General features: G+C 70.1%; 24 protein-coding genes and 1 tRNA gene. 10 read left to right on the top strand and 15 right to left on the bottom strand.

What is annotated here, in order from left to right; all coding sequences use genetic code 11:
* Positions 1-3 precede the first annotated feature (3 nt).
* The 5 genes from EAT49_RS07940 to EAT49_RS07920 form a co-directional block, all read right to left on the bottom strand.
* Entirely contained in the window at positions 4-1,416 is a 1,413-nt protein-coding gene (locus EAT49_RS07940) for a mannose-1-phosphate guanylyltransferase/mannose-6-phosphate isomerase (RefSeq protein ID WP_123641755.1), read from the bottom strand.
* A 117-nt stretch (positions 1,417-1,533) separates the two neighbouring features.
* Positions 1,534-2,985: an FGGY family carbohydrate kinase gene (locus tag EAT49_RS07935; protein ID WP_123641754.1), complete on the bottom strand. Its 1,452-nt coding sequence runs from the start codon at positions 2,983-2,985 to the stop codon at positions 1,534-1,536.
* Between the two features lies 1 nt (position 2,986).
* Positions 2,987-3,946 carry a transketolase family protein gene (locus EAT49_RS07930; protein ID WP_246003794.1) on the bottom strand — a complete coding sequence of 320 codons (960 nt, stop codon included), beginning with the start codon at positions 3,944-3,946 and terminating at the stop codon, positions 2,987-2,989.
* Positions 3,947-3,951: 5 nt separating this feature from the next.
* On the bottom strand, positions 3,952-4,788 hold the full coding sequence (locus tag EAT49_RS07925; protein WP_123641752.1) for a transketolase: 837 nt from the start codon (positions 4,786-4,788) through the stop codon (positions 3,952-3,954).
* A gap of 3 nt (positions 4,789-4,791) precedes the next feature.
* The gene (locus EAT49_RS07920; RefSeq protein WP_123641751.1) at positions 4,792-6,258 is read right to left on the bottom strand and encodes an L-fucose/L-arabinose isomerase family protein; all 1,467 of its coding nucleotides are present in this window, start codon (positions 6,256-6,258) and stop codon (positions 4,792-4,794) included.
* A 184-nt stretch (positions 6,259-6,442) separates the two neighbouring features.
* Here EAT49_RS07920 and EAT49_RS07915 point away from each other — a divergent pair, with 184 nt between their 5' ends.
* Positions 6,443-7,252 carry a DeoR/GlpR family DNA-binding transcription regulator gene (locus EAT49_RS07915; RefSeq protein WP_221181442.1) on the top strand — a complete coding sequence of 270 codons (810 nt, stop codon included), beginning with the start codon at positions 6,443-6,445 and terminating at the stop codon, positions 7,250-7,252.
* A gap of 160 nt (positions 7,253-7,412) precedes the next feature.
* Here the strand turns inward: EAT49_RS07915 and EAT49_RS07910 are convergent, their stop codons facing one another.
* Positions 7,413-8,945 (bottom strand): OpgD/OpgG family glucan biosynthesis protein, encoded by a 1,533-nt coding sequence (locus tag EAT49_RS07910; protein ID WP_123641750.1) that lies wholly within the window; start codon positions 8,943-8,945, stop codon positions 7,413-7,415.
* Positions 8,946-8,975: 30 nt separating this feature from the next.
* Complete coding sequence (locus EAT49_RS07905; RefSeq protein ID WP_123641749.1) at positions 8,976-9,272, bottom strand: hypothetical protein; 297 nt, start codon at positions 9,270-9,272, stop codon at positions 8,976-8,978.
* A gap of 28 nt (positions 9,273-9,300) precedes the next feature.
* On the opposite strand from EAT49_RS07905, the gene EAT49_RS07900 reads away from it, so the two are divergent.
* Together EAT49_RS07900 and EAT49_RS07895 are read left to right on the top strand one after the other, a co-directional pair.
* The gene (locus EAT49_RS07900; RefSeq protein WP_123641748.1) at positions 9,301-10,464 is read left to right on the top strand and encodes a CaiB/BaiF CoA transferase family protein; all 1,164 of its coding nucleotides are present in this window, start codon (positions 9,301-9,303) and stop codon (positions 10,462-10,464) included.
* Entirely contained in the window at positions 10,464-10,862 is a 399-nt protein-coding gene (locus EAT49_RS07895) for a VOC family protein (RefSeq protein WP_123641747.1), read from the top strand. The genes EAT49_RS07900 and EAT49_RS07895 overlap by 1 nt, the downstream gene beginning before the upstream one ends.
* A gap of 128 nt (positions 10,863-10,990) precedes the next feature.
* Here the strand turns inward: EAT49_RS07895 and EAT49_RS07890 are convergent.
* The 4 genes from EAT49_RS07890 to EAT49_RS07875 form a co-directional block, all read right to left on the bottom strand.
* Positions 10,991-11,066: transfer RNA gene (locus EAT49_RS07890), tRNA-Thr, on the bottom strand.
* 43 nt (positions 11,067-11,109) lie between these two features.
* Positions 11,110-12,585, bottom strand: a complete 1,476-nt coding sequence (locus EAT49_RS07885; protein WP_123641837.1) for a heme biosynthesis protein HemY — start codon at positions 12,583-12,585, stop codon at positions 11,110-11,112.
* A 13-nt stretch (positions 12,586-12,598) separates the two neighbouring features.
* The gene (locus EAT49_RS07880; RefSeq protein WP_123641746.1) at positions 12,599-13,870 is read right to left on the bottom strand and encodes a COG4223 family protein; all 1,272 of its coding nucleotides are present in this window, start codon (positions 13,868-13,870) and stop codon (positions 12,599-12,601) included.
* Between the two features lie 133 nt (positions 13,871-14,003).
* The gene (locus tag EAT49_RS07875; protein WP_123641745.1) at positions 14,004-14,723 is read right to left on the bottom strand and encodes a uroporphyrinogen-III synthase; all 720 of its coding nucleotides are present in this window, start codon (positions 14,721-14,723) and stop codon (positions 14,004-14,006) included.
* 57 nt (positions 14,724-14,780) lie between these two features.
* Here EAT49_RS07875 and tsaD point away from each other — a divergent pair, with 57 nt between their 5' ends.
* The 4 genes from tsaD to EAT49_RS07855 are packed head-to-tail and all read left to right on the top strand — an operon-like array spanning position 14,781 to position 17,652.
* Positions 14,781-15,842, top strand: coding sequence for a tRNA (adenosine(37)-N6)-threonylcarbamoyltransferase complex transferase subunit TsaD (gene tsaD / locus EAT49_RS07870; RefSeq protein WP_123641744.1), 1,062 nt, complete (start codon positions 14,781-14,783; stop codon positions 15,840-15,842).
* The gene (locus EAT49_RS07865; RefSeq protein ID WP_123641743.1) at positions 15,839-16,798 is read left to right on the top strand and encodes an NAD(P)H-dependent glycerol-3-phosphate dehydrogenase; all 960 of its coding nucleotides are present in this window, start codon (positions 15,839-15,841) and stop codon (positions 16,796-16,798) included. The genes tsaD and EAT49_RS07865 overlap by 4 nt, the downstream gene beginning before the upstream one ends.
* Entirely contained in the window at positions 16,798-17,220 is a 423-nt protein-coding gene (locus EAT49_RS07860; RefSeq protein ID WP_123641742.1) for an EVE domain-containing protein, read from the top strand. The genes EAT49_RS07865 and EAT49_RS07860 overlap by 1 nt, the downstream gene beginning before the upstream one ends.
* A 36-nt stretch (positions 17,221-17,256) precedes the next feature.
* The gene (locus EAT49_RS07855) at positions 17,257-17,652 is read left to right on the top strand and encodes a DUF1761 domain-containing protein (protein WP_123641741.1); all 396 of its coding nucleotides are present in this window, start codon (positions 17,257-17,259) and stop codon (positions 17,650-17,652) included.
* A gap of 86 nt (positions 17,653-17,738) precedes the next feature.
* Here EAT49_RS07855 and EAT49_RS07850 read toward each other — a convergent pair whose 3' ends face one another.
* From EAT49_RS07850 to ahcY, 3 genes are all read right to left on the bottom strand, one after another.
* Positions 17,739-18,080 (bottom strand): DUF2853 family protein, encoded by a 342-nt coding sequence (locus tag EAT49_RS07850; protein WP_123641740.1) that lies wholly within the window; start codon positions 18,078-18,080, stop codon positions 17,739-17,741.
* A 164-nt stretch (positions 18,081-18,244) separates the two neighbouring features.
* Positions 18,245-19,429 (bottom strand): PRC-barrel domain-containing protein, encoded by a 1,185-nt coding sequence (locus tag EAT49_RS07845; RefSeq protein ID WP_123641739.1) that lies wholly within the window; start codon positions 19,427-19,429, stop codon positions 18,245-18,247.
* 211 nt (positions 19,430-19,640) lie between these two features.
* A complete protein-coding gene (ahcY, locus tag EAT49_RS07840) occupies positions 19,641-21,029 on the bottom strand; it encodes an adenosylhomocysteinase (RefSeq protein ID WP_123641738.1) in 1,389 nt (462 codons plus the stop codon).
* Between the two features lie 173 nt (positions 21,030-21,202).
* Between ahcY and adhP the strand changes: the two genes are divergently transcribed.
* A complete protein-coding gene (adhP, locus tag EAT49_RS07835) occupies positions 21,203-22,231 on the top strand; it encodes an alcohol dehydrogenase AdhP (RefSeq protein ID WP_123641737.1) in 1,029 nt (342 codons plus the stop codon).
* Between the two features lie 66 nt (positions 22,232-22,297).
* Positions 22,298-22,894, top strand: coding sequence for an HD domain-containing protein (locus tag EAT49_RS07830; protein WP_123641736.1), 597 nt, complete (start codon positions 22,298-22,300; stop codon positions 22,892-22,894).
* Between the two features lie 30 nt (positions 22,895-22,924).
* Here EAT49_RS07830 and EAT49_RS21100 read toward each other — a convergent pair whose 3' ends face one another.
* Entirely contained in the window at positions 22,925-23,083 is a 159-nt protein-coding gene (locus tag EAT49_RS21100; protein WP_185020693.1) for a hypothetical protein, read from the bottom strand.
* 189 nt (positions 23,084-23,272) lie between these two features.
* Between EAT49_RS21100 and EAT49_RS07825 the strand changes: the two genes are divergently transcribed.
* Positions 23,273-24,151: a LysR family transcriptional regulator gene (locus tag EAT49_RS07825; protein WP_123641735.1), complete on the top strand. Its 879-nt coding sequence runs from the start codon at positions 23,273-23,275 to the stop codon at positions 24,149-24,151.
* Positions 24,152-24,198: the final 47 nt, after the last annotated feature.

The raw sequence follows: 24,198 nt of genomic DNA, 5'->3' as shown, positions 1-24,198 counted from the left end.
GGCTCAGCCCCTCGCGTAGATGTCTTCGTAACGGATGATGTCGTCCTCGCCGAGATAGGCGCCCGTCTGCACCTCGATCAGCACCATGGGCACCTTGCCGGGGTTCTCCATCCGGTGCACCGCGCCGAGCGGGATGTAGACCGACTGGTTCTCGGTCAGCAGCTTCACCTCGTCGTCCACGGTGACCTTCGCGGTGCCCGCCACGACGATCCAGTGTTCGGAACGGTGGACATGGGATTGCAGGCTGAGCGCGGCGCCCGGATGAACATGGATGCGCTTCACCTGGAAGCGGTCGGACAGAATCAAAGTCTCGTACCAGCCCCAGGGGCGGTAGTCGCGCGGCAGCTGTACCGCCTGGGAGGCGCCCTTGTCCTTCAACACCTTGACCGCCGTCTTGACGTTCTGGCTGTCCGACATGTCGGCGACCATGAAGGCGTCCTTCATCGCCACGGCGACGACGTTCTTCAGCCCGATGCCGACGAGCTCGATCCCCTCGTCCTCGGACCGCAGGAGACTTCCCTCGCAGCCCAGCGCCGTGGCGTTGTCGCTCAGCGCGTTGCCGGCGGTATCGCGGGGCATCTCGGTCCACACGGCTTCCCAGGACCCCAGGTCGCTCCACGGGCCTTCGTAGGGCACGACAGAGACGTTGGCGGCCTTCTCCATCACGGCATAGTCGATGGAATCCTCGGGCACGCCGGCCCAGAGCGCCTCGTCGATGCGGCAGAACCCGAGATCCGTCCGCGCCGCCTCCAGCGCGGCGGCGACGCTTTGCCGGATCGCGGGCGCATGGGCTTCGAAGGCCTCGACCAGCGTCCGGGCGCGGACCAGGAAGATGCCTGCGTTCCAGAGGTTGCCGGGATTCCCGAGCAGCGCGGCGGCCCTGTCGGCGTCGGGCTTCTCGATGAAGCGGCTCAGGGTGCGGACGCCAGGATGGCTTTCCTCTCCCGCCTCGAGCCAGCCATAACCCGTTTCGGCCCGCGTGGGCCGGATACCGAAGGTGACGATCCGGCCCTCGCGCGCGGCGGCGGCGCCCACCAGGACCGCGTCGCGGAAGCCTGCCGGATCGGCCATGGCGTGATCGGCGGGGGCGATCAGGATCAGCGCGTCGGGATCGCCCCCCGCCACATGAAGGGCGCCGGCGATGGCGGCCGGGGCGGTGTTGCGGCCCTCGGGCTCGATCAGGACTGTATCGGCGGCCATGCCGATCTCGTCCAGTTGCTTCGTCACGATGAAACGGAAGGCGTCGCCCGTCACCACGACGGGAGCGGCGAAATCCGCCCCGGAATAGCGGCGGGCTGAGGCCTGAAACAGGCTCTCGTCGCCCAGCAGCGTGGCGAACTGCTTCGGATAGCTCTTTCTCGAGAGCGGCCAGAGCCGCGTACCCGAACCGCCGCACATCAGAATGGGAACGATCATCGCAGACCCCTTGCCCCGAACCGGTGCTCCCTGTCTGCCGCGCGGGCGCTCCGGGACGCAAGCACGAAGCGGCGGCGCCCACGCCCTGCGGTCACAGGGCCACAAACCGGGGCGCAGTCAGCCTGTTGCGCGGGCGATCGCGGCGCGCCAGCGATCCCTTTCGGTCGCGCGCGCGTCGCCGGACAGTCCCGGCCGGTAGGTCTTCGCCCCGTCGGACGGCGCGGCCATGGTTTCGCCCAGCGCCCCGGCCGCCATGGTGGCCACGCCGAGCGCGCCGATCTCTGCAAGGGCCGGCCGGCGCACCGGACGGCCGAGGAGGTCCGCCTGAAGCTGCATCAGGAAGCCGTTACCCGAGGCTCCGCCATCTGCGGACAGCACGTCGAGACGCCGGCCAAGGTCGTGCTCCATGGCCTCGAACACATCGGCCACCTGATGCGCGATCGCCTCGAGGGTCGCGCGCGCGAGATGGGCGCGGCCCGAGCCGAGGGACAGTCCCGTCACCAGCCCCCGCGCCGCGTCGTCCCAATGGGGTGCGCCCAGACCGGCAAGGGCGGGCACGAAAACCACCCCGCCGCTGTCCTGCACGCTTTCGGCCAGCGCCGACAGGGCGGCGGCATCCGGCAGGCCCAGCAGGTCGGCGGCGAAGGCGGCCGCCTGGGCCGAGACGGTGATGTTGCCCTCGAGCGCATGGCTCGTGCGGGCGCCCTGCGTCCATCCGACGGTGCCCGAGAGCCCGTGAAGGGACCGGGGCCGCCCTTGCGTGAGTGTCATGAGCGAAGACCCGGTGCCGTAGGTCGCCTTGACCTGCCCCTGACCGCGCACCCCATGGCCGAAAAGTGCGGCATGGCTGTCGCCCATCATTGCATGGATCGGCACTCCGGCGGGCAGCGCCGTCGCCCCCTCCGCCGTCCTGCCGAACAGGCTGTCGGAGGCCATGGCCCGCGGCAGGCAGTCGAGCGGGACACCGAAGAGGCGCGCGAGGTCCGGCCCCCAGTCGAGTGTCCCGGTGTCGAAGAGCAGCGTGCGCGAGGCGTTGGAGTGATCCGTGGCGAAAGCCGCCCCGCCGGTGAAATTCCACAACAGCCAGGCATCCACCGTTCCGGCCCTCAGCCGCCCCGCGTCGGCGAGCCGCGCGGCCTCGGGCCGGTTCTCCAGCACCCAGGCCAGTTTCGTGGCGGGAAAGAGCGGGTTGATCCCCAGGCCGGTCCTTTCGGCCACCTCCCCGGGATGGCCCGCCTCGATCAGCCGCGCGCAGGCGTCGGCCGTGCGTCGGCACTGCCAGATCGGCGCCGGCCCCACGGGAGCGGAGGTCCCGGCGTCCCAGACCACCAGCGTCTCGCGCTGGTTCGCGATGCCGATGGCGGCGATCTCGCGCGTCAGGCCCGCGGTCGCCTCGGCGATGACGGTCCGCGTGGTGGCCCAGATCTCCGCCGCCGACTGTTCGGCCCAGCCCGGGGCCGGATAGTCGGTGCGGCAGGAGGCCGAGGCGCTGCGCAGGATGCGTCCCTCGAGGTCGAAGACCAGCGCCTTGGTATTCGTCGTTCCCTGGTCGATGGCGAGGATCAGCATGTCAGCCGTCCCGGCGCCGCATCGCCCGCCGAGCCGCCTCGGCGATGCCCGCGCCGGTGAGGCCGGCTTCCCGGAAGAGCCAATCCACTGGCCCGGTCTTCTGGAACCCGTCGAATCCGACCCGCTCCAGCGGGACGGGTCGATGGGCGGAGGTCAGTTCGGCCACCGCACCGCCCAGCCCGCCGCGCACCAGCGCCTCCTCCGCGGTGACCAGCGCGCCGGTCTCCTGCGCCGCGGCCAGAACGGCGGCCTCGTCGAGCGGGCTGAGCGTATGCACCGACAGGACCCGCGCGCCGGTGCCTTGGGCAGCCAGCGCTTCGGCCGCCTCCATTGCCAGATGCACCGTCGTGCCCAGCGCGAGGATCGCCACGTCATCGCCCCGCCGCATCACCCGGGCGCGCCCCGGCTCGAACCTGCGCCGGCCGTCCGCGTCGGGGCCGAGGTCGGGGACCTTCATCCGCGACAGCCGCAGGTAGACCGGTCCCTCGTGCGCCGCGGCCCAGCGAAGGGCGGCCTCGGTCTCCCAGGGATCGGCGGGGGCGATCACGGTCAGCGGGTCGAGCGCGCGCAGCCAGGCGAAATCCTCGATCGAATGGTGGGTGGCGCCCAGTTCGCCATAGGCGACACCCGAGGACTGGCCCACCAGTTTCACGTTGTAGCCCGAGTAGGCGACATCCGCCTTGACCTGCTCGAGCGCGCGGCCGCTCAGGAAACAGGAGGCCGCCGAGACGAAGGGAATGCGGGCCCCGTTCGCCAGGCCCGCCCCGACGCCGACCATGTTCTGTTCCGCGATGCCCACGTTGATCGTGCGGTCGGGGAAGGCGGCGCGGAACCCGGTGAGGTTCGACGACCCGACCGAATCGTTCACAACCACGACGATGCGCTCGTCCGCGCGGGCGAGTTCCTCCATCGTCTCGGCAAAGGCCTTGCGGCAGTCGAAGGTGCCCGGGGTCCGGTCCATGCGCGTCATCCGCCCAGCTCCGCCATGGCCGCCTCGTATTCCGCCTCGCTGGGCACGCCATGGTGCCATTTGGCCCTGTTCTCCATGAAGGACACGCCCTTGCCCTTGACCGTCCGCGCGATGACGCAGAGCGGACGGGTCCGCGCGCCCACGGGCGCACCAAGAACCGACAGCAGCTCCGCCGGGTCGTGTCCGTCGACCTCCGTCACCTCCCAGCCGAAGGCGCGGTAGCGCGCATCCAGCGGTTCCAGCGACACGGTGTCCTCGGTCAGGTCGCCCTGCTGCAGCCCGTTGCGGTCCACGATCAGCGTCAGGTTCGCAAGGCCCCGGTGGGAGGCGGTCATCGCGGCCTCCCAGTTGGAGCCCTCCTGCTGTTCGCCGTCGCCGGTCAGGACGTAGGTCCGGTAGCCGTCTCCCGAGAGCTGTCCCGCGATCGCTATGCCCACGGCGATGGGAAAACCGTGCCCGAGGGGGCCGGTGTTGGCCTCCACCCCCGGCAGGTACATCCGGTTCGGATGGCCGTTCAGCAGAGACCCGGGCGCCATGTAGCTGTCGAGCCAGTCCTCGGGAAAGTAGCCCGCCGCCGCGAGCGCGGTGTAGAGCACCCCCGAGGCATGGCCCTTCGACATGACGAACCGGTCCCGGCCAGGGGCGCGCGGCTCCGCAGGGTCGTAGCGCAGCACGCCGAAATAGAGCGTCGCAAGAATGTCCGTGGCGGAGAAATCTCCGCCGATATGGCCGAGCTTGCTGCGGTTGACCATCCGCAGGGCGCGGCGGCGCATCCAGGCCGCGCGGTCGCGGATCAGGTCCAGCCGCGGGTCCTCGTTTGCGAGCGGTGTCATGGCTCAGACCCGCCGCGGCAGGGTCATCTGCGGCTCGGGCTCGCCGCCGTGGTGGTAGATCGGCCAGCGGAGATACTGGGTCACCGCCTCCGACAGGACATCGGCATGGTGCCCGCGGACCATCGCGACATGATGCTCGAACCCGTTCCGGGTGACGAACCGCATGAGCCGCCGCAGGTCCTTCACCCGGGTCACAGCGATGCCGCCGTCCATGCCGAAGGGGTCGTCGGTGAACTCCCCCTCGCCGAGGTAGCTCTTGATCGTGCCGGCGCGGTCGTCGGTCGAAAGCCGGAAATAGGTCATCTCCCCGGCCTTCACCTTGCCCTTCACAGCGCCGAAGCATTTCGCCCGGCCGATGGTCTCTCCCAGCACGTCGAGCTCGCCGATCTCCGGTGTGCGGCCCATGAAGCTCTTGGGATAGTTGCCGCAATGGGTGCAGACGCACATGTCCTCGGCGTCGCCGTAGTTGTTGTTCCAGTCGAGGATCGCGGCAGGCGCGCCCGAGGCAAGGGTGAGCGCATACATCGACACCGCCCCCATGACGTCCACCTCGCAGGCCGAGGGCATCAGCTCCTCGCCCATCATGGACATGGTCACGCAGGTGGCGCAGCCGAAATTGTCCTGAAGCGAGCGCCAGCACTGGATCGCCGAGGCGTCGCATTCGTTTTCGTCGATCCAGCGGTTCACGGCGAGGGTCCATTTCGCCTGGGTGCGGATCTGGTCGGGGGTGATATGCGCCGCAATGGTGCCGTAACCCTCGATCTTCTTCAGCTTCGCCATCAGCTCCGGCGCGTCATCGGCGATCTGACCCGCAGCGTGCATCATCTCCGACAGGTCCACCGTGACCACGGTGATCCCCGAATCCTGCAACAGCTTTTCCGAATAGCGCATGGTCTGGAACGGGCCGGTGCGTGCGCCGATGGCCCCGATCCGCGCGCCGGAGAGGCCCCGCACGGTTCGGCAAACGCGGGCGAAGCGATCCAGATCGGCAGCGAACTCGTCCGACGCGATATCCACCGTGTGGTTCGTCGTTTCGGTGAAGGGCACGCCGTACTGCCAGAAATTGTTGGAGATGGAGATCTTTCCGCACCAGGCATCGCGGCGGGACTGGACGTCGACCCTGTCGATCTCGTCCCGGCAGGCCTGCAGCAGGATCGGCACGTTCAGCCGCGCGCGGCTGACGAGCTCGGCCACCGCGATCTCGTCGCCGAAGTTGGGCAGACAGACCACCAGCCCGTCGATCCGGTCGGCCCGCGCCCTGAAATGCTCGGCATAGAGCCGCGCGTCCTCTACCGACTGCACCGCGCCGTTGGGCGTGGCCTCGTAGGGGAGGATCTCGGCGCGGATCCCCAGCTTTTCGAGCTGCGCGAGCACGTCCTCCCGAGCCTGCCGGCACGGCGCGGGACTGAAGAACGCGCGGCTGCCGATGACCACCCCCAGCGTGACGGGCCGGTTGACAATGCGTTCCATCCTCTCCCCCAGTTTACTTTTGAAAACTTGTGTTTGGTTTCGTTTAGGCTGAATCCTGTGCTCAGGCAAGCGAAAGTGCCACGGAAACCCCCGGAGAGACCAGGAACCGGAAGCAATCGAAAGAAGGGCCTGACAAACCTCACCGGGTCAGGCAGAAAGCCCCGGAACCTGTTGGCGAGGGCGAATGGCGCGGCGGACGAGACCGAAGGCGGCGGGCGAGGCCCCGGGGATGCTGTCGGCCGTGCGCCGGCAGCGCATCCTCGACTGGATCGAGGAAGAGGGCGCGGCCCGCGTCCGCGACCTCGCCCAGGCCTTCGAGGTGACCGAGGCGACGATCCGGCAGGACCTCGAACGGCTGGAGGGCACCGGGCGCATCACCCGCGAGCACGGCGGCGCCTATCTCAACTCGGTGCCCGCGCAGGTCGCCTCGCTGGCGCTGCATCACCGGGTCGAAATGGACCGCAAGGCCCGGATCGGCGCGCTGGCGGCGTCCCTCGTGAAGGACGGCGAAACGCTGATCCTCGACGCGGGCACCACGACGACCGAGATCGCGACCCGGCTGACCCGCCACGCGGACCTGACCGTCATCACCAATGCGCTCAACATCGCGATGATCCTGGGCTCCGTGCCCGGGTTCGCCGTGCACATGCCCGGCGGCCAGTTCAAGCCGCCGACTCTGTCGCTCTCGGGCGACAAGTCGGTCGAGTACTTCCGCGACATTCTCGCCGGGCGGTTGTTTCTCGCCACGGCGGGCGTCGATGTGCGGCTGGGGCTGACCTATCCCGGTTTCGCGGATCTGCAGCTGAAGGAAGCGATGATCCGCGCCGCCCAGCATGTCTACCTCGTGGCCGACTCGACCAAGATCAGCAAGGCGTCCTTCACCCGGCTGGGCGATCTCGACCTGATCCAGACCTTCATCACCGACGAGGGCATCTCCGATGCCGACGCGCGGGACTTCGAGGCCCGCGGCATCGAGGTGCTGATCGCGCGCTGAACCGGCGCGTCAGGGCGCGCGGGCCGCCGGACCGACCGGGGGCACGGCTGGGGCGGCGTGCCGCCCAGGGTCACGCAGGATCGCCGGAACTTCCTGCCGGTTCAGGACCGGACCAGCTGCGCCGCCGCCTCCCTTGGCAGAGGCAGGCGCCGCGCCACGGTCATGCGTCCAGCCAGCGGGTCAGCCAAACTTCGGCCGCGCGCTGTCCGCCACGCCACAGCTCTGCGCGGAGCTCGGCAACGGGCACATCCCCCGTGAGCGTCAGATCGAGACGCATGCCTCCCGTGGCCGGGTTGCGGTGCAGGATCGCGCTCGAGATTTCCCCGGCGCTTGTCGACACGCGCACCTCGACGCGAGATGGATCGTCACCCAGCGCCGGATGCGGCGCATAGTCGATGGCAAATAGCCGCCCTTCCTCGAAGACGCGGGCGCCGGTCCTGGTGGCGATGATGCGGGCCACGGCGCCCTCGGCCGGGGCGGTGCTGCACCAGTACAGGCGATAATCGAGCGGGTATTCGCCCCCCGCCTCCAGCGGCTCTGCGGGCCTCCAGAAGGCCACGATGTTGTCGTTGATCTCCTGATCGGTCGGGATCTCCACGAGGACGACCGCGCCCGGCCCCCAGTCCCCCTCCGGCTCGACCCAGAGGGAGGGGCGCGTCTCGTACCGCGCCTCGAGATCGTTGTAGTCGCGCAGGTCGCGCGCCCGCTGCATCAGGCCGAAACCGCGCGGGCCGCTGTCGGCAAAGGAACTGATCTGGAGCGAGGTCGGGTTGTTCAGCGGCCGCCACAGCGTTTCGCTCGCCCCGTTCATCATCAGCAGGCCGTCGCTGTCATGCACGGCCTCGCGGAAGTCGTCGAAGACCGGGCGGTTGATGTCGCTGAACAGGAACATCGACGTGCCGGGGGCGATACCGACCGTCGCGAGGTCCACGCGGGGAAAGAGCCGCGCACTCACCAGCATCTCCGTGGTGTCGCCCTTGGTGATGTCGAAACGGAACGCCCCCGCCACCGAAGGGCTGTCCAGCAGCGCGTGAACCCTGACCGTGCGCGCACCGGGCGGCGCGGCCTCGATCCAGAACTCGCGGAAGACGGGGAATTCCTCGCCGCCCGGCTCTCCCGTGTCCAGCGCCAGTCCTCGCGCCGAGATGCCGTAGTTATGGCCGCGCCCGATCGCGCGGAAATAGCTCGCGCCCTGGAAGACGGCGTATTCCTGGAAAACCCCCTCGGTCTCCAGCTCGCCGCGCAGGCGGAACCCCGAGAAACCCGTCCCCTCGGGCGGCAGGGCGGGAAAGCGGTCGGTCCGGTCGAAGGCCTCGATGTCGAACAGGACAGGACGGGCCTCTCCGCCCTCCACCGCGTTGATCGCGATCCGCTGCCGCGAATAAAGCCCGGCCACGAAGAAATCCGCCCGGACCGCACTGCCCTGGTCTCTGAAAAGCGCGTTGCGCGTGTCGAACCAGATCCCGCGGAAGGCGTCGAAATCGAGGTTCAGCCACTCCGGACTGACGGCGGGCGGCGGCACATGGGGGGCGGCAGCCAGGGCGCGCGCCTTCGCCACGACCGTCTCCGCGTCGAAGGGCGCGGGGTCGCCGAGCGCGGGCGGGCTTCCATCCTCGGCCGAGGCAGGCGCAAGGCCGAGCGCCGCGAGGCCGCTCATCAGACTCAGCATCCGGCGGCGGGTCATCGGGGTCATGGGCGAAGTCCTTCGATCTGCGCTGCGGCGTCAGGCGGTTTCAGGCAAGGCACGGGCCGCGTCCACGGTCGGCCGTCTCGTGGCGATGGCGAAAACCGCGCCCGCCGGCACCCACGCGACATAGGTCGATCCAGGCAGATGGACATGGCCGAGCACGCCGAAGTCGACCTCGTCGAACGGGACCGACCGCTCGCGCCGACCCGCGCGCGCCGCCGGAGACGCCGATGCTGCGCGGCCGGCGAGCGAGAAGACCCGCGTGTCAACGGTCACCGCGGCCCCGCCGGACTTGCGGCGCGTGCCGGTCCCTGACAGATCGGTTCCCGACATCGCCAGTTCCTTCAGGGGGAATATCGCAGTGACTTCGCTTTCAGGCGTCCGGGTCCTCGACCTGACACGAATCCTCGCCGGACCACTCTGCACGATGATCCTCGGCGACATGGGCGCCGATGTCGTGAAGGTCGAACCTCCCTCGGGCGACGACACCCGGACCTGGGGTCCGCCCCATTCGGGCGGCGAGGCGGCCTATTACCTGGGCGTGAACCGCAACAAGCGCGGGATCGTCCTCGACCTCTCCTCGGACGAGGGGCGCGAAAGCCTCGCCAGCCTGATCCGCACCTGCGACGTCCTGATCGAGAACTACAAGCTCGGCACGCTCGACAAATGGGGCCTGGGCGACGACTGGCTGCGCGAGCATGCGCCGCGCGTCGTGCGCTGCTCCATCACCGGCTACGGGCAGACAGGGCCCAAGGCGCACCTGCCGGGCTACGACTTCATCCTCCAGGCGGAAAGCGGGCTGATGAGCATCACCGGCCCTGTCGATTCCGAGCCGGTGAAGCACGGCGTCGCCATCGTGGACATCGCGACCGGGCTTTATGCCGCGATCTCGATCCTTGGCGCGCTGAACGCGCGCCATGCGACGGGGCTGGGGCAAAGCGTGACGGTCTCGCTCTACCAGACCGGCATTTCGCTGCTGTGCAACGTGGCGGCCAATGCGCTGGCCTCGGGCAAGCCGTCGGGCCGGTTCGGCAACGGTCATCCCAACATCGTGCCCTACCGCACCTTCACCGCCGCTGATGGGGAGCTGGCCCTTGCGGTGGGCAACGACCAGCAGTTCGCGCGCTTCGCCGAGGTGGCGGGCCATCCGGAATGGGCGGCCGACGAGCGGATGACCACGAATTCGGCCCGGGTCACGAACCGGGCTCTGGTCGACGGCGCCATCGCCGCGGTGGTGGCCCGGCGCAGCGTGGCGGACTGGGTGACGGGCCTGCGGAAGGTCGGTGTGCCCTGCGGCCCGGTCAATTCGGTGCAGACGGCCCTTGACGAGGAGCAGACCGCGGCGCTGGGCATGATCGCCGAGATCGAGCACCCGCTCGCCGGGGTGATCCGCAGCGTCGCGCCCGCCTTCACGATGGGCATGACGCCTCCCGCGATCCGCCGCGCGCCGCCCACGCTTGGCCAGCACACGGAGGAGATCATGGAGCGCCTGCGCCGCGATCCCGCCTCGGTCTGGGACAGCTGATGGATCTCGCCCTGTCCCATGTCGGCATCGCCGTCCCCGACCTCGAGGCGGCGATCGCCCGGTTCACCGAACGGCTGGGCGTGCCCCCCGGACCGGTCCTCGTGAACGACATCCAGCGCGTCCGGCTGGTACAGTTCGACCTCGGCAACGCCCGGATCGAGCTGCTGTCGCCCCTGAGCGACGACAGCCCCGTTGCCGCCTTCCTCGCCCGCAACCCAAGGGGAGGCCTGCACCACCTGGCGCTCGCCACGGGTGACCTCGACGCGGAGCTCGACAGCTGCCGGGACGCCGGCGTCCGCGTCCTCGCCCCGCCCAGCCTCAACGTCTTCGGCAAACGCATCGCGTTCCTGCACCCCGCGGACATGTTCGGCGCGCTGGTGGAGATGGAGGGGTCCTGACGCGCCCGCGCGGGAAGGCTTCCGCCGACGCGATCGACGGGAGCCCGGTCCCCGACGCGACCTGCGACTTTCCCTCCCCTTCGACTGAAGGGTCAACCGTCGCTTCAGCGAGTTTCCGGATGGGGATTTGGTGCCGGTGAAGGGACTCGAACCCCCGACCCCATCATTACGAATGACGTGCTCTACCAGCTGAGCTACACCGGCACTGGCGGCGCTCTTAGCACCGGGGATGGAGGGGCGAAAGGCCCTATTTCGGGGCCTCGGCGGCGTCCCTTTGGGGCGACTCCGGAACCACCTCGGCATCGACGGTCTGCGCCTCTTCCGTGGTCTGGGCGCGCTTGTCCTCCACCGCGCCGACGATGAGCGGCAGCATCTCGGTGCCGCGCGGCATCGCCACCTCGCTCTCGGGCGGGCGCTTCCAGCTCAGCGTGTCGAAGCCCTTGCAGTTCGGGCAGACCGGGGCCCAGCCCTTGGTGATGTTGTGGCAGCTGTCGCAGATCCACTGCGGGCCGCGCGGCGCGGTCAGCGCGCGGGTCAGCCAGCCGCGCACGATGCTGTCGTCCTTGCCCTCGCCGCGCTCGATGGCGGCCATCAGCGTCAGGACCCGCGCGGTCGGATCGGTCTCCACCAGATCGCCCAGCGCGCGCCGGGCCTCGGGAAAATCCTCGGCCGCGATGTGAAGCTCCGACAGGAGCATCCGGCTCTCCTCGTGGTCGGGCCGCGATTTCACGAGGTCGCGGAACCGCTTGATCCGGGCGGCGGGCGCCTCGCTCGGCTGGATCTCGGCAAAGGCTGCGGCAAGCTCCGGATGGGGCTGCACGTCCCAGGCCTTCTTCAGGATCTTCGCGGCGGGGCGCATCTCGCCCCGGGTGGTATGGGCCCGGGCCGCCATCACGGCCGCCGGGATCAGGTCCGGCGACAGCCGGTTCGCCTCGATGGCGCGGTCGCGGGCCCGCGCCGCGTCGCCTTCCGCCTCGGCCTCACGCGCCTCCGCGAGCGCCAGCACCCCGTCGCGCCGCTTGTGCACGTCGCGCGTCAGCGACCCGTTCGTGAGTTTCGCCCCGAGGGTCTTGCGGGCGCCCGACCAGTCCTCGTCATCCGCCTGCAGCCGCAGGAGCGTGTCCGACACCTCGGCGTTCTTCGGCCTGAGCGCGAAGGCGCGCTCCGCCAGCTTCAGCGCGGTCGCGGTCTCGCCGGCCTCCAGCTTCTGCTTCATCAGCCCGCGCACGCCGACGAAGCGGGTCCGCTCGTCGGTCAGCAGCGCCTTGTAGGTCGCCTCCGCCTTGCGCTTGTCGCCCGCCATCTCCGCCGCCTGGGCGGTGAGCAGGTTGGTCAGTTCCGGCCTGTCGAGGTAGCGGTTTGCCCTCTCCGCCTTGACCATCGCGAGCTGACCGTCGCCGGACGCCAGCGCCATCATCCCGTCCGCCAGCGCGTCATAGCCCCGCTTCACCCGGTTGCGGTTGAAGTAGCGGGTGATGGCGGTCTCGTCGCCGTTCAGGAACCGGAACAGCGCCACCGTCAGGCCGACCAGCCTGAACAGGAGCCAGATCAGACCAACGAGGATCACGGCGGCGATGACCATCTGCAGGGCGGTCAGGGTGATCTCGTATCCGCCCATGGTGATCGTGGCGCCCGCCTCGACCTCCAGCAGCAGGATGGCGCCCCAGGTCAGCGCCATCACGGCGGCGACGAAGGCCAGGATCTTTACGAGCGTCCAGAGCATCATGGCAGCGGCCTCAGTTCGTCGTGAGCGTTTGGGTAAGCTGGTCGATGGCATCCTGCGCCTCAACCCGCGCGGTGGCCGCGGCAGTCCAGTCCGACAGGGCGGCGGCCGCGGCCTCTGGCAGGGCGGCGAGCTCGTCCAGCGCGTGGTCGATGCGGCCAGCGTCCACCGCGGCGCCCGCCCGGCTCAGCACCGCGTCGGGATCATCGCCCTCGCGCGGCTCGACTGATCGGACATTGAGCTGGCGTTCCAGAAAGCCGCCGAGCCCGCCGCCGCTCTCCCCGGCGCGGACGGTGGCGAGCGCGGCGCGCGCCGCCTCGGGGAAGGTCTCGCGCAGGGCGGGCAGGCTGGCCACACCGGCCTCGGCATTGGCAGCCAGGACCTCGGGCACCTCGACGGCGCCGCTCGCCTGAAGATCGGACAGGGCGTCGGCATAGGGCGCGCCGCCCGAGACGGCGCCCTGGATCTCCGCCAGCGCGGTGCGGGCGGCGGCCGCCGCGGCGGCCTCCTCCGACTGCTGCTCCAGCGCCTCGGCTTCGGCCTCGAGATCGGCGAGCGCCGCCTCGACCGTCGTCCGCAGCTCGTCGAACCCCGTCTCGATCGCGCCGGCCCGCGCCTCGAGTCCGGAGACGGCCTCGGCCGTTTCCTCGCGCAGCGCGGCAATCTCGCGCTCGTAGGCCTCGACCGCGGCGGAGGACAGGCTGCCGTCGCCCTGCGGAAGCTGCTCGAGATCCGTAAGCCGCGTGTCGAGCGCGGCGAGGCCGTCCTGAAGCGAGCCCACCGATTCGGCGATGTCGCCGCGCAGCTCCTCCACGGCGGCGCGGGAGGCGGCGGCCTCGCTCGCGGCACTCTCCGTCGCGGTCTCGAGCGGGGTCAGGTCCGGCCCGTCGGCGGTGGCGGCGCGCAGGTCGGCCAGCTCCGCCTCCAGCGCCGCGATCAGCGCGTCGCGGCTTTCGAACTCGCCGGTGATGTCGAGCCCGGGATCGTTCATCCGCTCGAGATACCAGGCGGCGCCGAAACCGATGGCGCCGGCGACGATCCCGCCGAGGATCAACCCGACGGCGCCGCCCCTGCGTCTTTCCGGCACGGGCGCGGGCGGCCGCGGCGGCGGAGGCTCGGTCCGGGGCGGCTCTGTCCGGGGCGGCTCGGGCGCGGCGATGTCCCGCATCGGCTCCTCGGCGGCGTCAGCTCTCCGGTCATGCACGGTCACCGGGGCGGCCTCGGCGCGCTCCTCTTCCGCGGCAAGGCCGGCGACCTCGGCCTCCGGCGCGAGCACGGGCGTCATGTCCGCCGCCTCTGGGGGAATGCGCCCGGACTCCGGGGATTGCGCTTCGTCTTCCTTCGCCACGTCCGCGACCTCGTTCCTTGCCTCGGTCCGGCGCGGACCGAAGTCACCCTAGCCCGCGCCCCGCCGGGCCTCAAGCCGACGGGTGCGCCTGCGGCGTCTCTTCCAGAAGGCGGCAGGTCAGCACCGCCATCGCCGACCCGTCGGGACGGTCCGCAACCCCGATCCGCGCGGCGCCCAGAGGAGCCGCGGCCTCCGCCGCGGCGGGGCTGATCGCGGCGACGGCAAGAGGCGCGCGCACGGGACCGGCCTCGGCCAGCAATGCCGCCGATCGGGGCGAGAAGACCGGCGCGATGACCGGCGCCGTCCCCCGCAGCGCCGCCAGAGCTTCGTCGCTCGGCGGGCGCGCTCGCTGGTCGTAGACCACCCGCTCAATCGTCTCGACACCGCCCGCGCTCAGCCGCGCCGCCACGTCGCCCCGGGCATGGGCGCCCCTGAGATGCAGGAGCGGCCCCTTCGGACGGGCGGCGAGCACGCGGCTGACCAGCGCATCCGCATCCCCCCCGCCGGGCAGCGCCACCAGGCCCGCCGCCTCCGCCGCGGCCTCTGTCTGCGCGCCGACGCACCAGGCGGACAGCCCCCGCGGCAGGCCGAGCCGCCCAGCCGCCTCCGCCCCCCGCGCCGAGGTCAGCACCAGCCCGGCCACGTCCGGGGGCGTCTCCACTCCGAGGGTCACGATGTCCATGAGCGGCGACAGGATCACCTGCGGCCGCCGGGCCAGCCGGGCCATCACCGTCCGGACGAATCGCTCCGCCTCGGGAAGGGGGCGCGTGACGAGCAGGATCGGGGTCATTGTCGCCTTCCCTCCCGGATGTTACGCCGTGCCGTCCCGAGAGCAACCGCCCGGCCCATGACTGATCCCCTCGTCCTCGGCGTCGAATCGAGCTGCGACGATACCGCCGCCGCCGTCCTGCGCGGGCGCAGCATCCTGTCGTCGGTCGTCGAAGGCCAGAGCGATCTGCACGCGCCCTACGGCGGCGTCGTGCCGGAGATCGCCGCCCGTGCCCATGCCGAGAAGGTCGACCTCTGCATCGAGGCCGCTCTCGCCGGGGCCGGGGTGACGCTGGCGGAGATCGATGCGATCGCGGTGACCGCAGGCCCCGGCCTCATCGGGGGCGTGCTGGCGGGGGTGATGACCGCCAAGGCGCTCTCTGCCGCCACGGGAAAGCCGCTCATCGGGGTGAACCATCTGGCGGGCCATGCGCTGACCCCCCGACTGACCGATGATGTGGCCTTTCCCTATCTCCTGCTGCTGGTATCCGGCGGCCATTGCCAGTTCCTCCGGGTGGACGGCCCCGACCGTTTCGTCCGCCTCGGCGGCACCATCGACGATGCGCCGGGCGAGGCCTTCGACAAGACCGCCCGCCTCCTTGCCCTGCCCCAGCCCGGCGGTCCCAATGTGGAGCGCGCTGCGGCCTCGGGCGACGCCGCGCGCTTCGTCCTGCCCCGCCCGCTGCTGGACCGCGCGGGCTGCGACATGAGCTTCTCCGGGCTGAAGACGGCACTCCTGCGCGCCCGCGACACGGTCATCGCCGGAAAGGGCGGGATCACCGAACGGGACCGCAGCGATCTCTGCGCCGGGTTCCAGGCGGCGGTGACCGATATCCTCGCGGAGAAGAGCCGCCGCGCGCTGGCCCTCTGCCCCGGCGTGACCGCCTTCGCCGTGGCGGGCGGCGTCGCGGCCAACCGGAGGATCCGCGCGGCGCTGGAGGAGGTGGCGGGGACGCTGCCCTTCGTCGCGCCGCCCCTCGCGCTCTGCACCGACAATGCCGCGATGATCGCCTATGCGGGCGCGGAGCGCCTCAAGCTGGGACAGACGGACGGACTGGAGCTGCCCGCCCGCCCGCGCTGGCCCCTCGACGACAGCGCTCCCGCGCTGCTCGGATCGGGCAGGAAGGGAGCCAAGGCATGATCACCGTCGCCGGCGGAGGCGCCTTCGGTACGGCGCTCGCGGCCGCCCTCGCGGCCAGCGGCCCGGTAAAGCTCTGGGTCCGCGACCCCGCCGCCGCGGCCGGAATGCAGGAGACACGCGAGAACACCCGCCGCCTGCCGGGCATCCGCCTGCCCGATGCCGTGACCGTGACCGCCGAAACCGAGGCGCTTGCCTCGGACGAGGCCGTGCTCCTCGCGATCCCCGCCCAGGCGCTGGCGGGTTTCCTCGACGCCCACCGCGCGCAGCTCGAGGGTCGCGCCCTGGTCGCCTGCGCCAAGGGCATCGACGCCGAACGCCTCACCGGTCCCGCCGCCACCATCGCCGCAACCCTGCCCGGCAGCACGGCCGCCATCCTGACCGGCCCCAGCTTCGCCCGCGACATCGCCCTCGGGTTGCCCACCGCGCTGACCCTCGCCTGCCGCGACAGGGCCGAGGCCGAACGGCTCCAGCACCTGCTGTCCACGCCCTGCCTCAGGCTCTACCGCACCACCGACGTGATCGGCGCGGAACTGGGCGGCGCGCTCAAGAACGTCATCGCCATCGCCGCCGGAGCCACCATCGCCAAGGGCTACGGCGCCTCAGCCCGCGCCGCGCTGATGACCCGGGGCTTTGCCGAGATGCAGCGCCTCGCCGCGCACAGGGGCGCCGATCCGACCACGCTCATGGGCCTGTCGGGCTTCGGCGATCTCACGCTCACCTGCACCTCCGACCAGTCCCGCAACTACCGCTTCGGCCATGCCTGGGGCGCGGGCGAGCGGTGGGAGGACGCCGGGACGGTGGAAGGGGTGAAGACGGCCGGCGCCGTGGCCCGCATCGCGGCCGAGGAGGGCATCGACATGCCGATCACCACCCTTGTCGCCGCCGTCGTGGCGGGCGAAATCGACATCGACGCGGCCCTGCGGACCCTGCTCGCCCGCCCGCTGAAGGAGGAATGATGCGCTACTGGCTCTTCAAGTCCGAACCCTCCGCCTGGTCCTGGGACCAGCAGATCGCAAGGGGCGAGGCCGGCGAGGAATGGAGCGGCGTGCGCAACTACCAGGCGCGCAACTTCATGCGCGAGATGGCGGTGGGCGACCGCGGCTTCTTCTACCATTCCCAGACCGAGCGCGCCGTGGTGGGCCTCGTCGAGGTCAGCGCCGCCGCCCATCCCGACAGCACCACCGAGGACGACCGCTGGGACTGCGTCGACATCCGCGCGCTGAAGCCCCTCGCCCGGCCGGTCACGCTCGACGCGATCAAGGCCGATCCCGCGCTATCGGACATGGTTCTGGTGAAGAACTCCCGCCTGTCGGTCCAGCCGGTAAGCGAGGCTGAATGGCGGCGCATCTGCGAAATGGGGCAGACAGACCCGGGTTGACGCGGCATCCTCCCGCTGTCTCGGGGAGGGAAGTCCATGGGCATCATCGCCGTTCTCGCCGCCGCCGCCGTCGCCTGGGTATACGGCGCGCTGCACTACATGATCTTGTCGAAACCGTGGATGGAGGCCGCCGGCATCCCCCGTGGCCCGGACGGCAAGCCGCAGACCGGCGGAAGTCCCCTGCCTTTCGTGCTCTCGGCTATTGCCATGGTCGTCGTGGCCGGCTTCATGCGCCACATCTTCGCCACCTCGGGCGTTGCGACGCCCGGCGCCGGGCTCCTGTCGGGCCTCGGCATCGGCGCCTTCTTCATCCTGCCGTGGATCGCGATCAACAACGCCTACGGGAGAAAGCCCGCCGGACTGACGGTCATCGACGGCGGCTATGCCGTGGTCGGCTGCGGGCTCATCGGGCTGGTGCTGACGCTGTTCTAGGCGCCTCGCGTTCGACCGGAGTCAACTCCAGTGAACGCGATGAGCCGGAGCGGCGGCCCGGGCGCCCGGGCCGTGCGGGAGAGAGGTCAGCCGTAGACAGCTTCTTTCCCGAAATGCTTCGTGAGCATGTAATAGACCACCGCGCGGTACTTGTTCCGCTCGGACTTGCCATAGGTCTCGATCACCTGCGCGATGGCGGCGTCGAGTTCCGGCCCGTCCTTCAGGCCCAGCTTCCTGATGAGGAAGTTCGTCTTCACCGTCTCAAGCTCATGAGGCTGGCTCGCGGCGACGGTCGAGCCGTCCGCGTCGTAGATCGACGGTCCGCAGCCGATCGTCACCTTTCTCAGCAGGTCCATGTCGGGGTCCATGCCGCACTTCGTCCGCAGATCCCCGGCATAGAGCTCGATCAGATCGTCCCTCTTTCCCATCGTTACCTCTCTCCCTCGGCATTCCGCCGCAACCCTGTCCCCGGGGCGGCCCCTGTCCGCGCGAATCGTAGGGGAAGAGATGACGAAAGGTCAAAGAAAACCGGCCGCGGAGCGAATCCGCGGCCGGCTGCCGTGCTGTCCAGTCAACCGGACTTCCCGGCGCGTCAGCCCTGGGCGGCGATGTCCGCGATCCGGAGATCCCCGTCGAGGCTCTCGAGCCCGCTCTCGTCGATCTCGGGCATCGAGGTCAGCTCATCCTCGGTATACGAGATGAAGAGCCGGTCGCCGTCGTCCACGAGTTCGAACTCCTCCAGCGGCAGCGCCACGGTGTACTCGTTCAGCCCAAGGAAGCCGCCGACGCCGATCACCACCTCGATGCGGCCCTCGCGACGGATCAGGTAGTCGATGTCGCCCACGCGCCGCTCGTCTGTGGATTCGACGGGCATGGACAGGATGTCGTCCACCGTCATGTCGGCGAAGGGGCCGTAGTCGGGACCGGACTCCGCCTCGGCGGACATGCCATCCTGTTCCGTCTCGGCGGACATGCCGTCCTGTTCCGCCTCGGCGCCGGTCTGCGCCTCGTCGGTGGCGGCGGTGCCTGCACCCTCTTCGAGTTGCTCGTCGCTGACGAACTCACCCTCGACCGGCTCGCTGCCGCCTTGCGTGGACTGGTCGTCACCCTCGGCGACTCCCGTGCCGTCCTCTTCCTCGACCGAGAGACCCTCGCCGGAGGCGTCTCCCTCGGCAGCCACGTCACCGCTTTCTTCGGATGCTTCGGTGTCACCCTCGGCCATGCCGGTGCCCGACGCGCCACCTTCGGTCTCCGTATCGCCTTCGGCCATACCGCCGTCTTCGCCCTGACCGGACGTGGTGGCATCACCCTCGTCCTCGGCGACGGACAGACCCTGCTGGTCGTCCCCATCCTCGGCCGACTGCTCCTGATCGTCCGCGACCGAGAGGCCCTGATCGGCGGATTGCTCGCCGCTGGTGCCTTCGGCTCCGGTCTCACCCTCGGCTCCGGCGGTCGCATCGCCTTCGGCCTGGTCGCCCTCGGCCTGGTCCATCTCGTCACTGTCGGCCTGGTCGCCTTCGGCCTGGGCCGACTCCTCGCCCTCGGACCCGGCGGCCGGATCGGCCTCGACCTCGGTCACGTTGACGTCGATGGTCACCTCGCCCTCGATGGGCACCTGTATCTCTTCGGTGATCGTCACCGTGGCCTCGGTATCGAGCGGCACGGTCACGCTTTCACTCTCGCCGGTCTCGCCGGATGTCTGGCCATCCTGCGCCAGGGCCGGCGACAGGGTCAGCGCGCTCGTGGCGACCGACAGCATGAGTGTCCTGATCATCATCTTCTCTCTCTCCGTGGAGGTGCATTCTGCGAGAAGAAGAAGGTATCGGCGGCTTTTGTTCCGCAGGGGGAGCGACGCCTCGGCAGGATCACGCCGCCCCGCCCCGGAAGCGGTTGCGCCGGGGTTCGGCCCGGGAAACCAGAGGGATCGCCCGGTCAGGCGGGCCGTTCAGGCACGCTCGACCGGGCCGAAAGGGCAGGCGCTGGCCGTGTCAGTAGCGGTAGTGCTCGGGCTTGAACGGTCCGTCCGGGCTCACGCCGATGTAGGCCGCCTGCTCGGGATCGAGCGGCGTCAGCTTCACGCCGATCCGGTCGAGATGCAGACGCGCGACCTTCTCGTCGAGATGCTTGGGCAGAATGTAGACCTGGTTCTGGTACTGGTCACCCTTGGTCCACAGCTCGATCTGCGCCAGCACCTGGTTGGTGAAGGAGGCCGACATCACGAAGGACGGGTGGCCCGTGGCGTTGCCGAGGTTGAGCAGACGTCCCTCGGACAGCAGGATGATGCGATTGCCCGAGGGCATCTCGATCATGTCCACCTGTTCCTTGATGTTCGTCCACTTGTGGTTGCGCAGCGCGGCGACCTGGATCTCGTTGTCGAAATGGCCGATGTTGCCGACGATGGCCATGTCCTTCATGGCGCGCATGTGGTCGATGCGGATGACGTCCTTGTTGCCCGTGGTGGTGATGAAGATGTCCGCGGTCGAGACCACATCCTCCAGCAGCACCACCTCGTAACCGTCCATCGCCGCCTGCAGCGCGCAGATCGGATCGACCTCCGTCACCTTCACCCGTGCGCCCGCACCGCGCAGAGAGGCGGCCGAGCCCTTGCCCACGTCGCCGTAGCCGCAGACCACGGCGACCTTGCCCGCCATCATCGTGTCGGTGGCGCGGCGGATGCCGTCCACCAGCGATTCCTTGCAGCCGTACTTGTTGTCGAACTTCGACTTCGTGACGCTGTCATTCACGTTGATGGCCGGGAACGGCAGACGGCCCTCGCGCACCAGCTGGTAAAGCCGGTTGACGCCCGTCGTGGTCTCCTCGGACACGCCCTTGATCGCGTCGCGGGTCTTCGTGAACCAGCCGGGGCTCTCGGCCATGCGCTTCTTGATCTGCGCCTTGATGACCTCTTCTTCCTCGGACTGCGGCACGGGGATGATATCCTCCCCCGCCTCGGCCCGCGCGCCCAGAAGGACGTAGAGCGTGGCATCGCCGCCATCGTCGAGGATCATGTTCGCGCCCTCGGGAAACATGAAGGACTTGTCGAGATAGTCCCAGTGCTCCTCCAGCGTCTGCCCCTTGATCGCAAAGACCGGCACGCCCGCCTCGGCGATGGCCGCCGCCGCGTGATCCTGGGTGGAGAAGATGTTGCACGAGGCCCAGCGCACGTCCGCGCCCAGCGCCACCAGCGTCTCGATCAGCACGGCCGTCTGGATCGTCATGTGAAGCGAGCCCACGATCCGCGCGCCGGTCAGGGGCTTCGTCTCGCCGTATTCAGCGCGAAGCGCCATCAGGCCCGGCATCTCGGTCTCCGCGATGTCCAGTTCCTTGCGTCCGTACCCCGCCAGACCGATGTCGCGGACGATGTAATCCTTGGCCATTGACGGCTCCCCTGTCTCTCGAATTGAGTCAGCCGTTACCCCAAAGGCAGCAGTGCCACAACCGCCGACGCAGGGACCGCGCGGAAGCCAATCGGAGGCGCCTTGATCCGCGTCAAGGTGCTCACCGCGCGGGCGGTCAGACTGCACCGCGACAGCCCGCGAAAGGAGCCCCCATGTCGATCCCGAAGACCATGAAGGCCGCCGTCGTGCCCGCCCTGGGCGCACCCCTCGAGATCCGCGAGGTCCCTGTGCCCGCCATCGGCCCGGGTCAGGTGCTGATGCGGGTCCATGCCTCCGGCGTCTGCCACACCGATCTGCACGCCGCCGAAGGCGACTGGCCGGTCAAGCCAACCGCTCCATTCATCCCCGGCCACGAGGGCGTCGGCGAGGTCGCGGCGGTCGGCCCCGGCGTGACCCACCTGAAGGAGGGCGACCGCATCGGCGCGCCCTGGCTGCACACCGCCTGCGGCCGATGCCCCCATTGCGTGGGCGGCTGGGAGACGCTCTGCGAGAGCCAGCAGATGACAGGCTACACGGTCGACGGCGGCTATGCCGAATATGTCGCCGCCGACGCCGATTATGTGGGCCTCCTGCCCGACGGGCTGGAGTTCGGCCCGGCGGCACCCGTGCTCTGCGCCGGGGTCACGGTCTACAAGGGGCTGAAGGAGCTGGAGGCGAAACCCGGCGACTGGGTCGCGGTTTCGGGCATCGGCGGGCTCGGGCACATGGCCGTGCAATACGCCAAGGCCATGGGCTTTCACGTCGTCGCCGTGGACATCCACGACGACAAGCTGCGGCTCGCCCGCGAACTCGGCGCGGATCTGACGATCAACGCCGTTGACCAGGACCCGGTGGCGGAGCTTCAGACCCAGATGGGCGGTGTCCATGGTGTCCTGGTGACCGCAGTGTCCAACGCCGCGTTTTCCCAGGCGGTGGGGATGCTGCGGCGCGGCGGCTTCATGTCGCTCGTGGGCCTGCCGCCCGGCGACTTCCCCCTGCCAATCTTCGAGATCGTGCTGAAGCGGATCACCGTGCGCGGCTCCATCGTGGGCACCCGCAACGATCTGCGCGAGGCCCTGGCCTTTGCCGGCGAGGGCAAGGTCGCCTCGCATTTCTCCTGGGACAGCCTCGAGAACATCAACGCGATCTTCGACCGGATGCGCGCAGGGGCAATCGACGGGCGTGTGGTGATGCGGATCTGAGGACACCGCCGGGGCTGGCCCCCTGCCGCCGGGATGCTATCAAGCGGCGCCTGAGGAGGTGCCGCCATGCCCAGACCCCAGCCCCGCGCCTGGCAACGGATGCTTTCGGGCCGCCGGCTCGACCTCCTGGATCCCACGCCCATGGACATCGAGATCGAGGACATCGCCCACGGTCTCGCCTTCGTCGCCCGCTGGAACGGCCAGACACGCGGCGACTACGCCTATTCCGTGGCCGAGCATTCGCTGCTGGTGGAGCGCATCTTCGCCCTGCGCCGCCCCTCGGCGGAACCGCGCTGGCGGCTGGCGGCGCTGCTGCACGATGCGCCGGAATACGTGATCGGCGACATGATCTCGCCTGTGAAGGCCGCGGTCGGGCCCTCCTACGGAGAGCTCGACGACCGGCTGATGCGGGCGATCCACATCCGCTTCGGCCTGCCCGCCGAGGTGCCGAAACCCGTCAAGCAACAGATCAAGGCCGCCGACAGGGTCTCGGCCTGGCTCGAGGCAACGCGGATCGCGGGCTTCTCCGAGGCGGAGGCGACCCGCTTCTTCGGCCGCCCCGACGAGGGCCTGATCGCGGCCTGCACGATCCGCCTGCGCCCGCCCGTCGAGGTGCGCGCCGACTACACCGCCCGCCACGCGGAGCTGATGGCGGCGCTGTGACCCCGGGGCGGGCAGGCGCGCCCTGCCCACTCAGTCGAGCGCGCTCAGGGTGAAGGCGATCCGCTTGCGGCGCGGAGCCTGCGCCTCGTCGCCCTTGGCGGAGGCCGGGGCGATCGGCTTCGCCGGCGGCTGGCTCCAGTCGTCGGTGCGCGCGGCGAGGTTGAAGGCGGAGGAGAAGATGCCGAGCATGGGTCACGTCCTTTGCTGTGTCGCGGGCGAGCCGGTCCGGTCCGCGCCGGGGGGCAGCGCGGGGCCGGTCGAACCGCCGGGGTGTTCGAAGAGCGGTCGCCGGTGATCCCGGCGACACCGCTCACCTAGGCAGGTTGACCTCCACCCGCCAGTCAGAAAAACTGGGCACATGTCAGCCAGACTTACAGCATGAGCTGGCGCGACCTGCCGTCCCTCGCCGCGATGCGCGCCTTCGAATCCGCCGCCCGCCACGGCAGCTTCTCCGCGGCCGCGCGCGAGCTGAACGTGACCCATGCCGCCATCGCCCAGCATGTCCGCGCTCTGGAGGAGCATTTCGCCCTGCCGCTCATGCGCCGCTCCGGCAACGGCATGACCGTGACCCCAGAGGCCCAGCCCCTTGCCCTCGCCCTGACCGAGGCCCTGGGCATCATGACCGCCGCCGCCAAGGACCTGCGCGAGCGCGACGCGGCCCGGCCCTTGCGGATCGCGACAACGCCCACTTTCGCCGCGAACTGGCTGATGCCCCGGATCGGCCGCTTCTGGTCCGACCATCCCGACGTCGCGCTCGAGATCATTCCCGGAACGGCGCTCGCCGACCTGCGTGCCGAAGGCATCGACATCGCCATCCGGTACGGCCGCGGCCCCTGGCCCGGAGTCGACTCGGTGCCCCTGATGCCCGCGGGCCATGTCGCCGTGGGCGCGCCGGGCCGCTTCGCCGGACGCCGGACGGATCGCCTGTCGGATCTCGCCGGCGGAACCTGGATCACCGACCGCCTCTCCGGCGAGGAGGAGATCTGGGCGCAATCCCACGGCGTCGACCTGGCGTCAGAGAAGGTCCTCACCTTCGACACCGCCGAACTCGCCCGCGAGGCGGCGAAGGCGGGTCTCGGCATCGCCCTCCTGCCCCTGCCCATCGTGGAGACGGAGATCGCCGAGGGCCGCCTCCTCGCCCTCTGCACGGAACGCGACAGCGCCGTCGCCTACCACATCGTCACCCGCCCGGGTCAGAAGACCCCGCTGCGCGACACCTTCCTGCGCTGGCTCAGGGCCGAGGCGGCAGGGTCCTGACCCGACGCCCCCTCCTCATCTGGCCGGAAATACTCCCTTGGGGAGCG

Source organism: Histidinibacterium lentulum (assembly GCF_003789055.1).
GTDB classification, from domain to species: domain Bacteria; phylum Pseudomonadota; class Alphaproteobacteria; order Rhodobacterales; family Rhodobacteraceae; genus Oceanicola; species Oceanicola lentulus.
This window is presented reverse-complemented; position numbering and strand designations above follow the sequence as displayed.

What these genes read in the sequence shown, in the direction of transcription:
- EAT49_RS07940 (WP_123641755.1), bottom strand. Translation starts at nt 1,416, where the DNA reads ATGATCGTTCCCATTCTGATGTGCGGCGGTTCGGGTACGCGGCTCTGG.
- EAT49_RS07935 (WP_123641754.1), bottom strand. Translation starts at nt 2,985, where the DNA reads ATGCTGATCCTCGCCATCGACCAGGGAACGACGAATACCAAGGCGCTG.
- EAT49_RS07930 (WP_246003794.1), bottom strand. Translation starts at nt 3,946, where the DNA reads ATGGACCGGACCCCGGGCACCTTCGACTGCCGCAAGGCCTTTGCCGAG.
- EAT49_RS07925 (WP_123641752.1), bottom strand. Translation starts at nt 4,788, where the DNA reads ATGACACCGCTCGCAAACGAGGACCCGCGGCTGGACCTGATCCGCGAC.
- EAT49_RS07920 (WP_123641751.1), bottom strand. Translation starts at nt 6,258, where the DNA reads ATGGAACGCATTGTCAACCGGCCCGTCACGCTGGGGGTGGTCATCGGC.
- EAT49_RS07915 (WP_221181442.1), top strand. Translation starts at nt 6,443, where the DNA reads ATGGCGCGGCGGACGAGACCGAAGGCGGCGGGCGAGGCCCCGGGGATG.
- EAT49_RS07910 (WP_123641750.1), bottom strand. Translation starts at nt 8,945, where the DNA reads ATGACCCCGATGACCCGCCGCCGGATGCTGAGTCTGATGAGCGGCCTC.
- EAT49_RS07905 (WP_123641749.1), bottom strand. Translation starts at nt 9,272, where the DNA reads ATGTCGGGAACCGATCTGTCAGGGACCGGCACGCGCCGCAAGTCCGGC.
- EAT49_RS07895 (WP_123641747.1), top strand. Translation starts at nt 10,464, where the DNA reads ATGGATCTCGCCCTGTCCCATGTCGGCATCGCCGTCCCCGACCTCGAG.
- EAT49_RS07885 (WP_123641837.1), bottom strand. Translation starts at nt 12,585, where the DNA reads ATGCTCTGGACGCTCGTAAAGATCCTGGCCTTCGTCGCCGCCGTGATG.
- EAT49_RS07880 (WP_123641746.1), bottom strand. Translation starts at nt 13,870, where the DNA reads ATGACGCCCGTGCTCGCGCCGGAGGCCGAGGTCGCCGGCCTTGCCGCG.
- EAT49_RS07875 (WP_123641745.1), bottom strand. Translation starts at nt 14,723, where the DNA reads ATGACCCCGATCCTGCTCGTCACGCGCCCCCTTCCCGAGGCGGAGCGA.
- tsaD (WP_123641744.1), top strand. Translation starts at nt 14,781, where the DNA reads ATGACTGATCCCCTCGTCCTCGGCGTCGAATCGAGCTGCGACGATACC.
- EAT49_RS07865 (WP_123641743.1), top strand. Translation starts at nt 15,839, where the DNA reads ATGATCACCGTCGCCGGCGGAGGCGCCTTCGGTACGGCGCTCGCGGCC.
- EAT49_RS07860 (WP_123641742.1), top strand. Translation starts at nt 16,798, where the DNA reads ATGCGCTACTGGCTCTTCAAGTCCGAACCCTCCGCCTGGTCCTGGGAC.
- EAT49_RS07855 (WP_123641741.1), top strand. Translation starts at nt 17,257, where the DNA reads ATGGGCATCATCGCCGTTCTCGCCGCCGCCGCCGTCGCCTGGGTATAC.
- EAT49_RS07850 (WP_123641740.1), bottom strand. Translation starts at nt 18,080, where the DNA reads ATGGGAAAGAGGGACGATCTGATCGAGCTCTATGCCGGGGATCTGCGG.
- EAT49_RS07845 (WP_123641739.1), bottom strand. Translation starts at nt 19,429, where the DNA reads ATGATGATCAGGACACTCATGCTGTCGGTCGCCACGAGCGCGCTGACC.
- ahcY (WP_123641738.1), bottom strand. Translation starts at nt 21,029, where the DNA reads ATGGCCAAGGATTACATCGTCCGCGACATCGGTCTGGCGGGGTACGGA.
- adhP (WP_123641737.1), top strand. Translation starts at nt 21,203, where the DNA reads ATGTCGATCCCGAAGACCATGAAGGCCGCCGTCGTGCCCGCCCTGGGC.
- EAT49_RS07830 (WP_123641736.1), top strand. Translation starts at nt 22,298, where the DNA reads ATGCCCAGACCCCAGCCCCGCGCCTGGCAACGGATGCTTTCGGGCCGC.
- EAT49_RS21100 (WP_185020693.1), bottom strand. Translation starts at nt 23,083, where the DNA reads ATGCTCGGCATCTTCTCCTCCGCCTTCAACCTCGCCGCGCGCACCGAC.
- EAT49_RS07825 (WP_123641735.1), top strand. Translation starts at nt 23,273, where the DNA reads ATGAGCTGGCGCGACCTGCCGTCCCTCGCCGCGATGCGCGCCTTCGAA.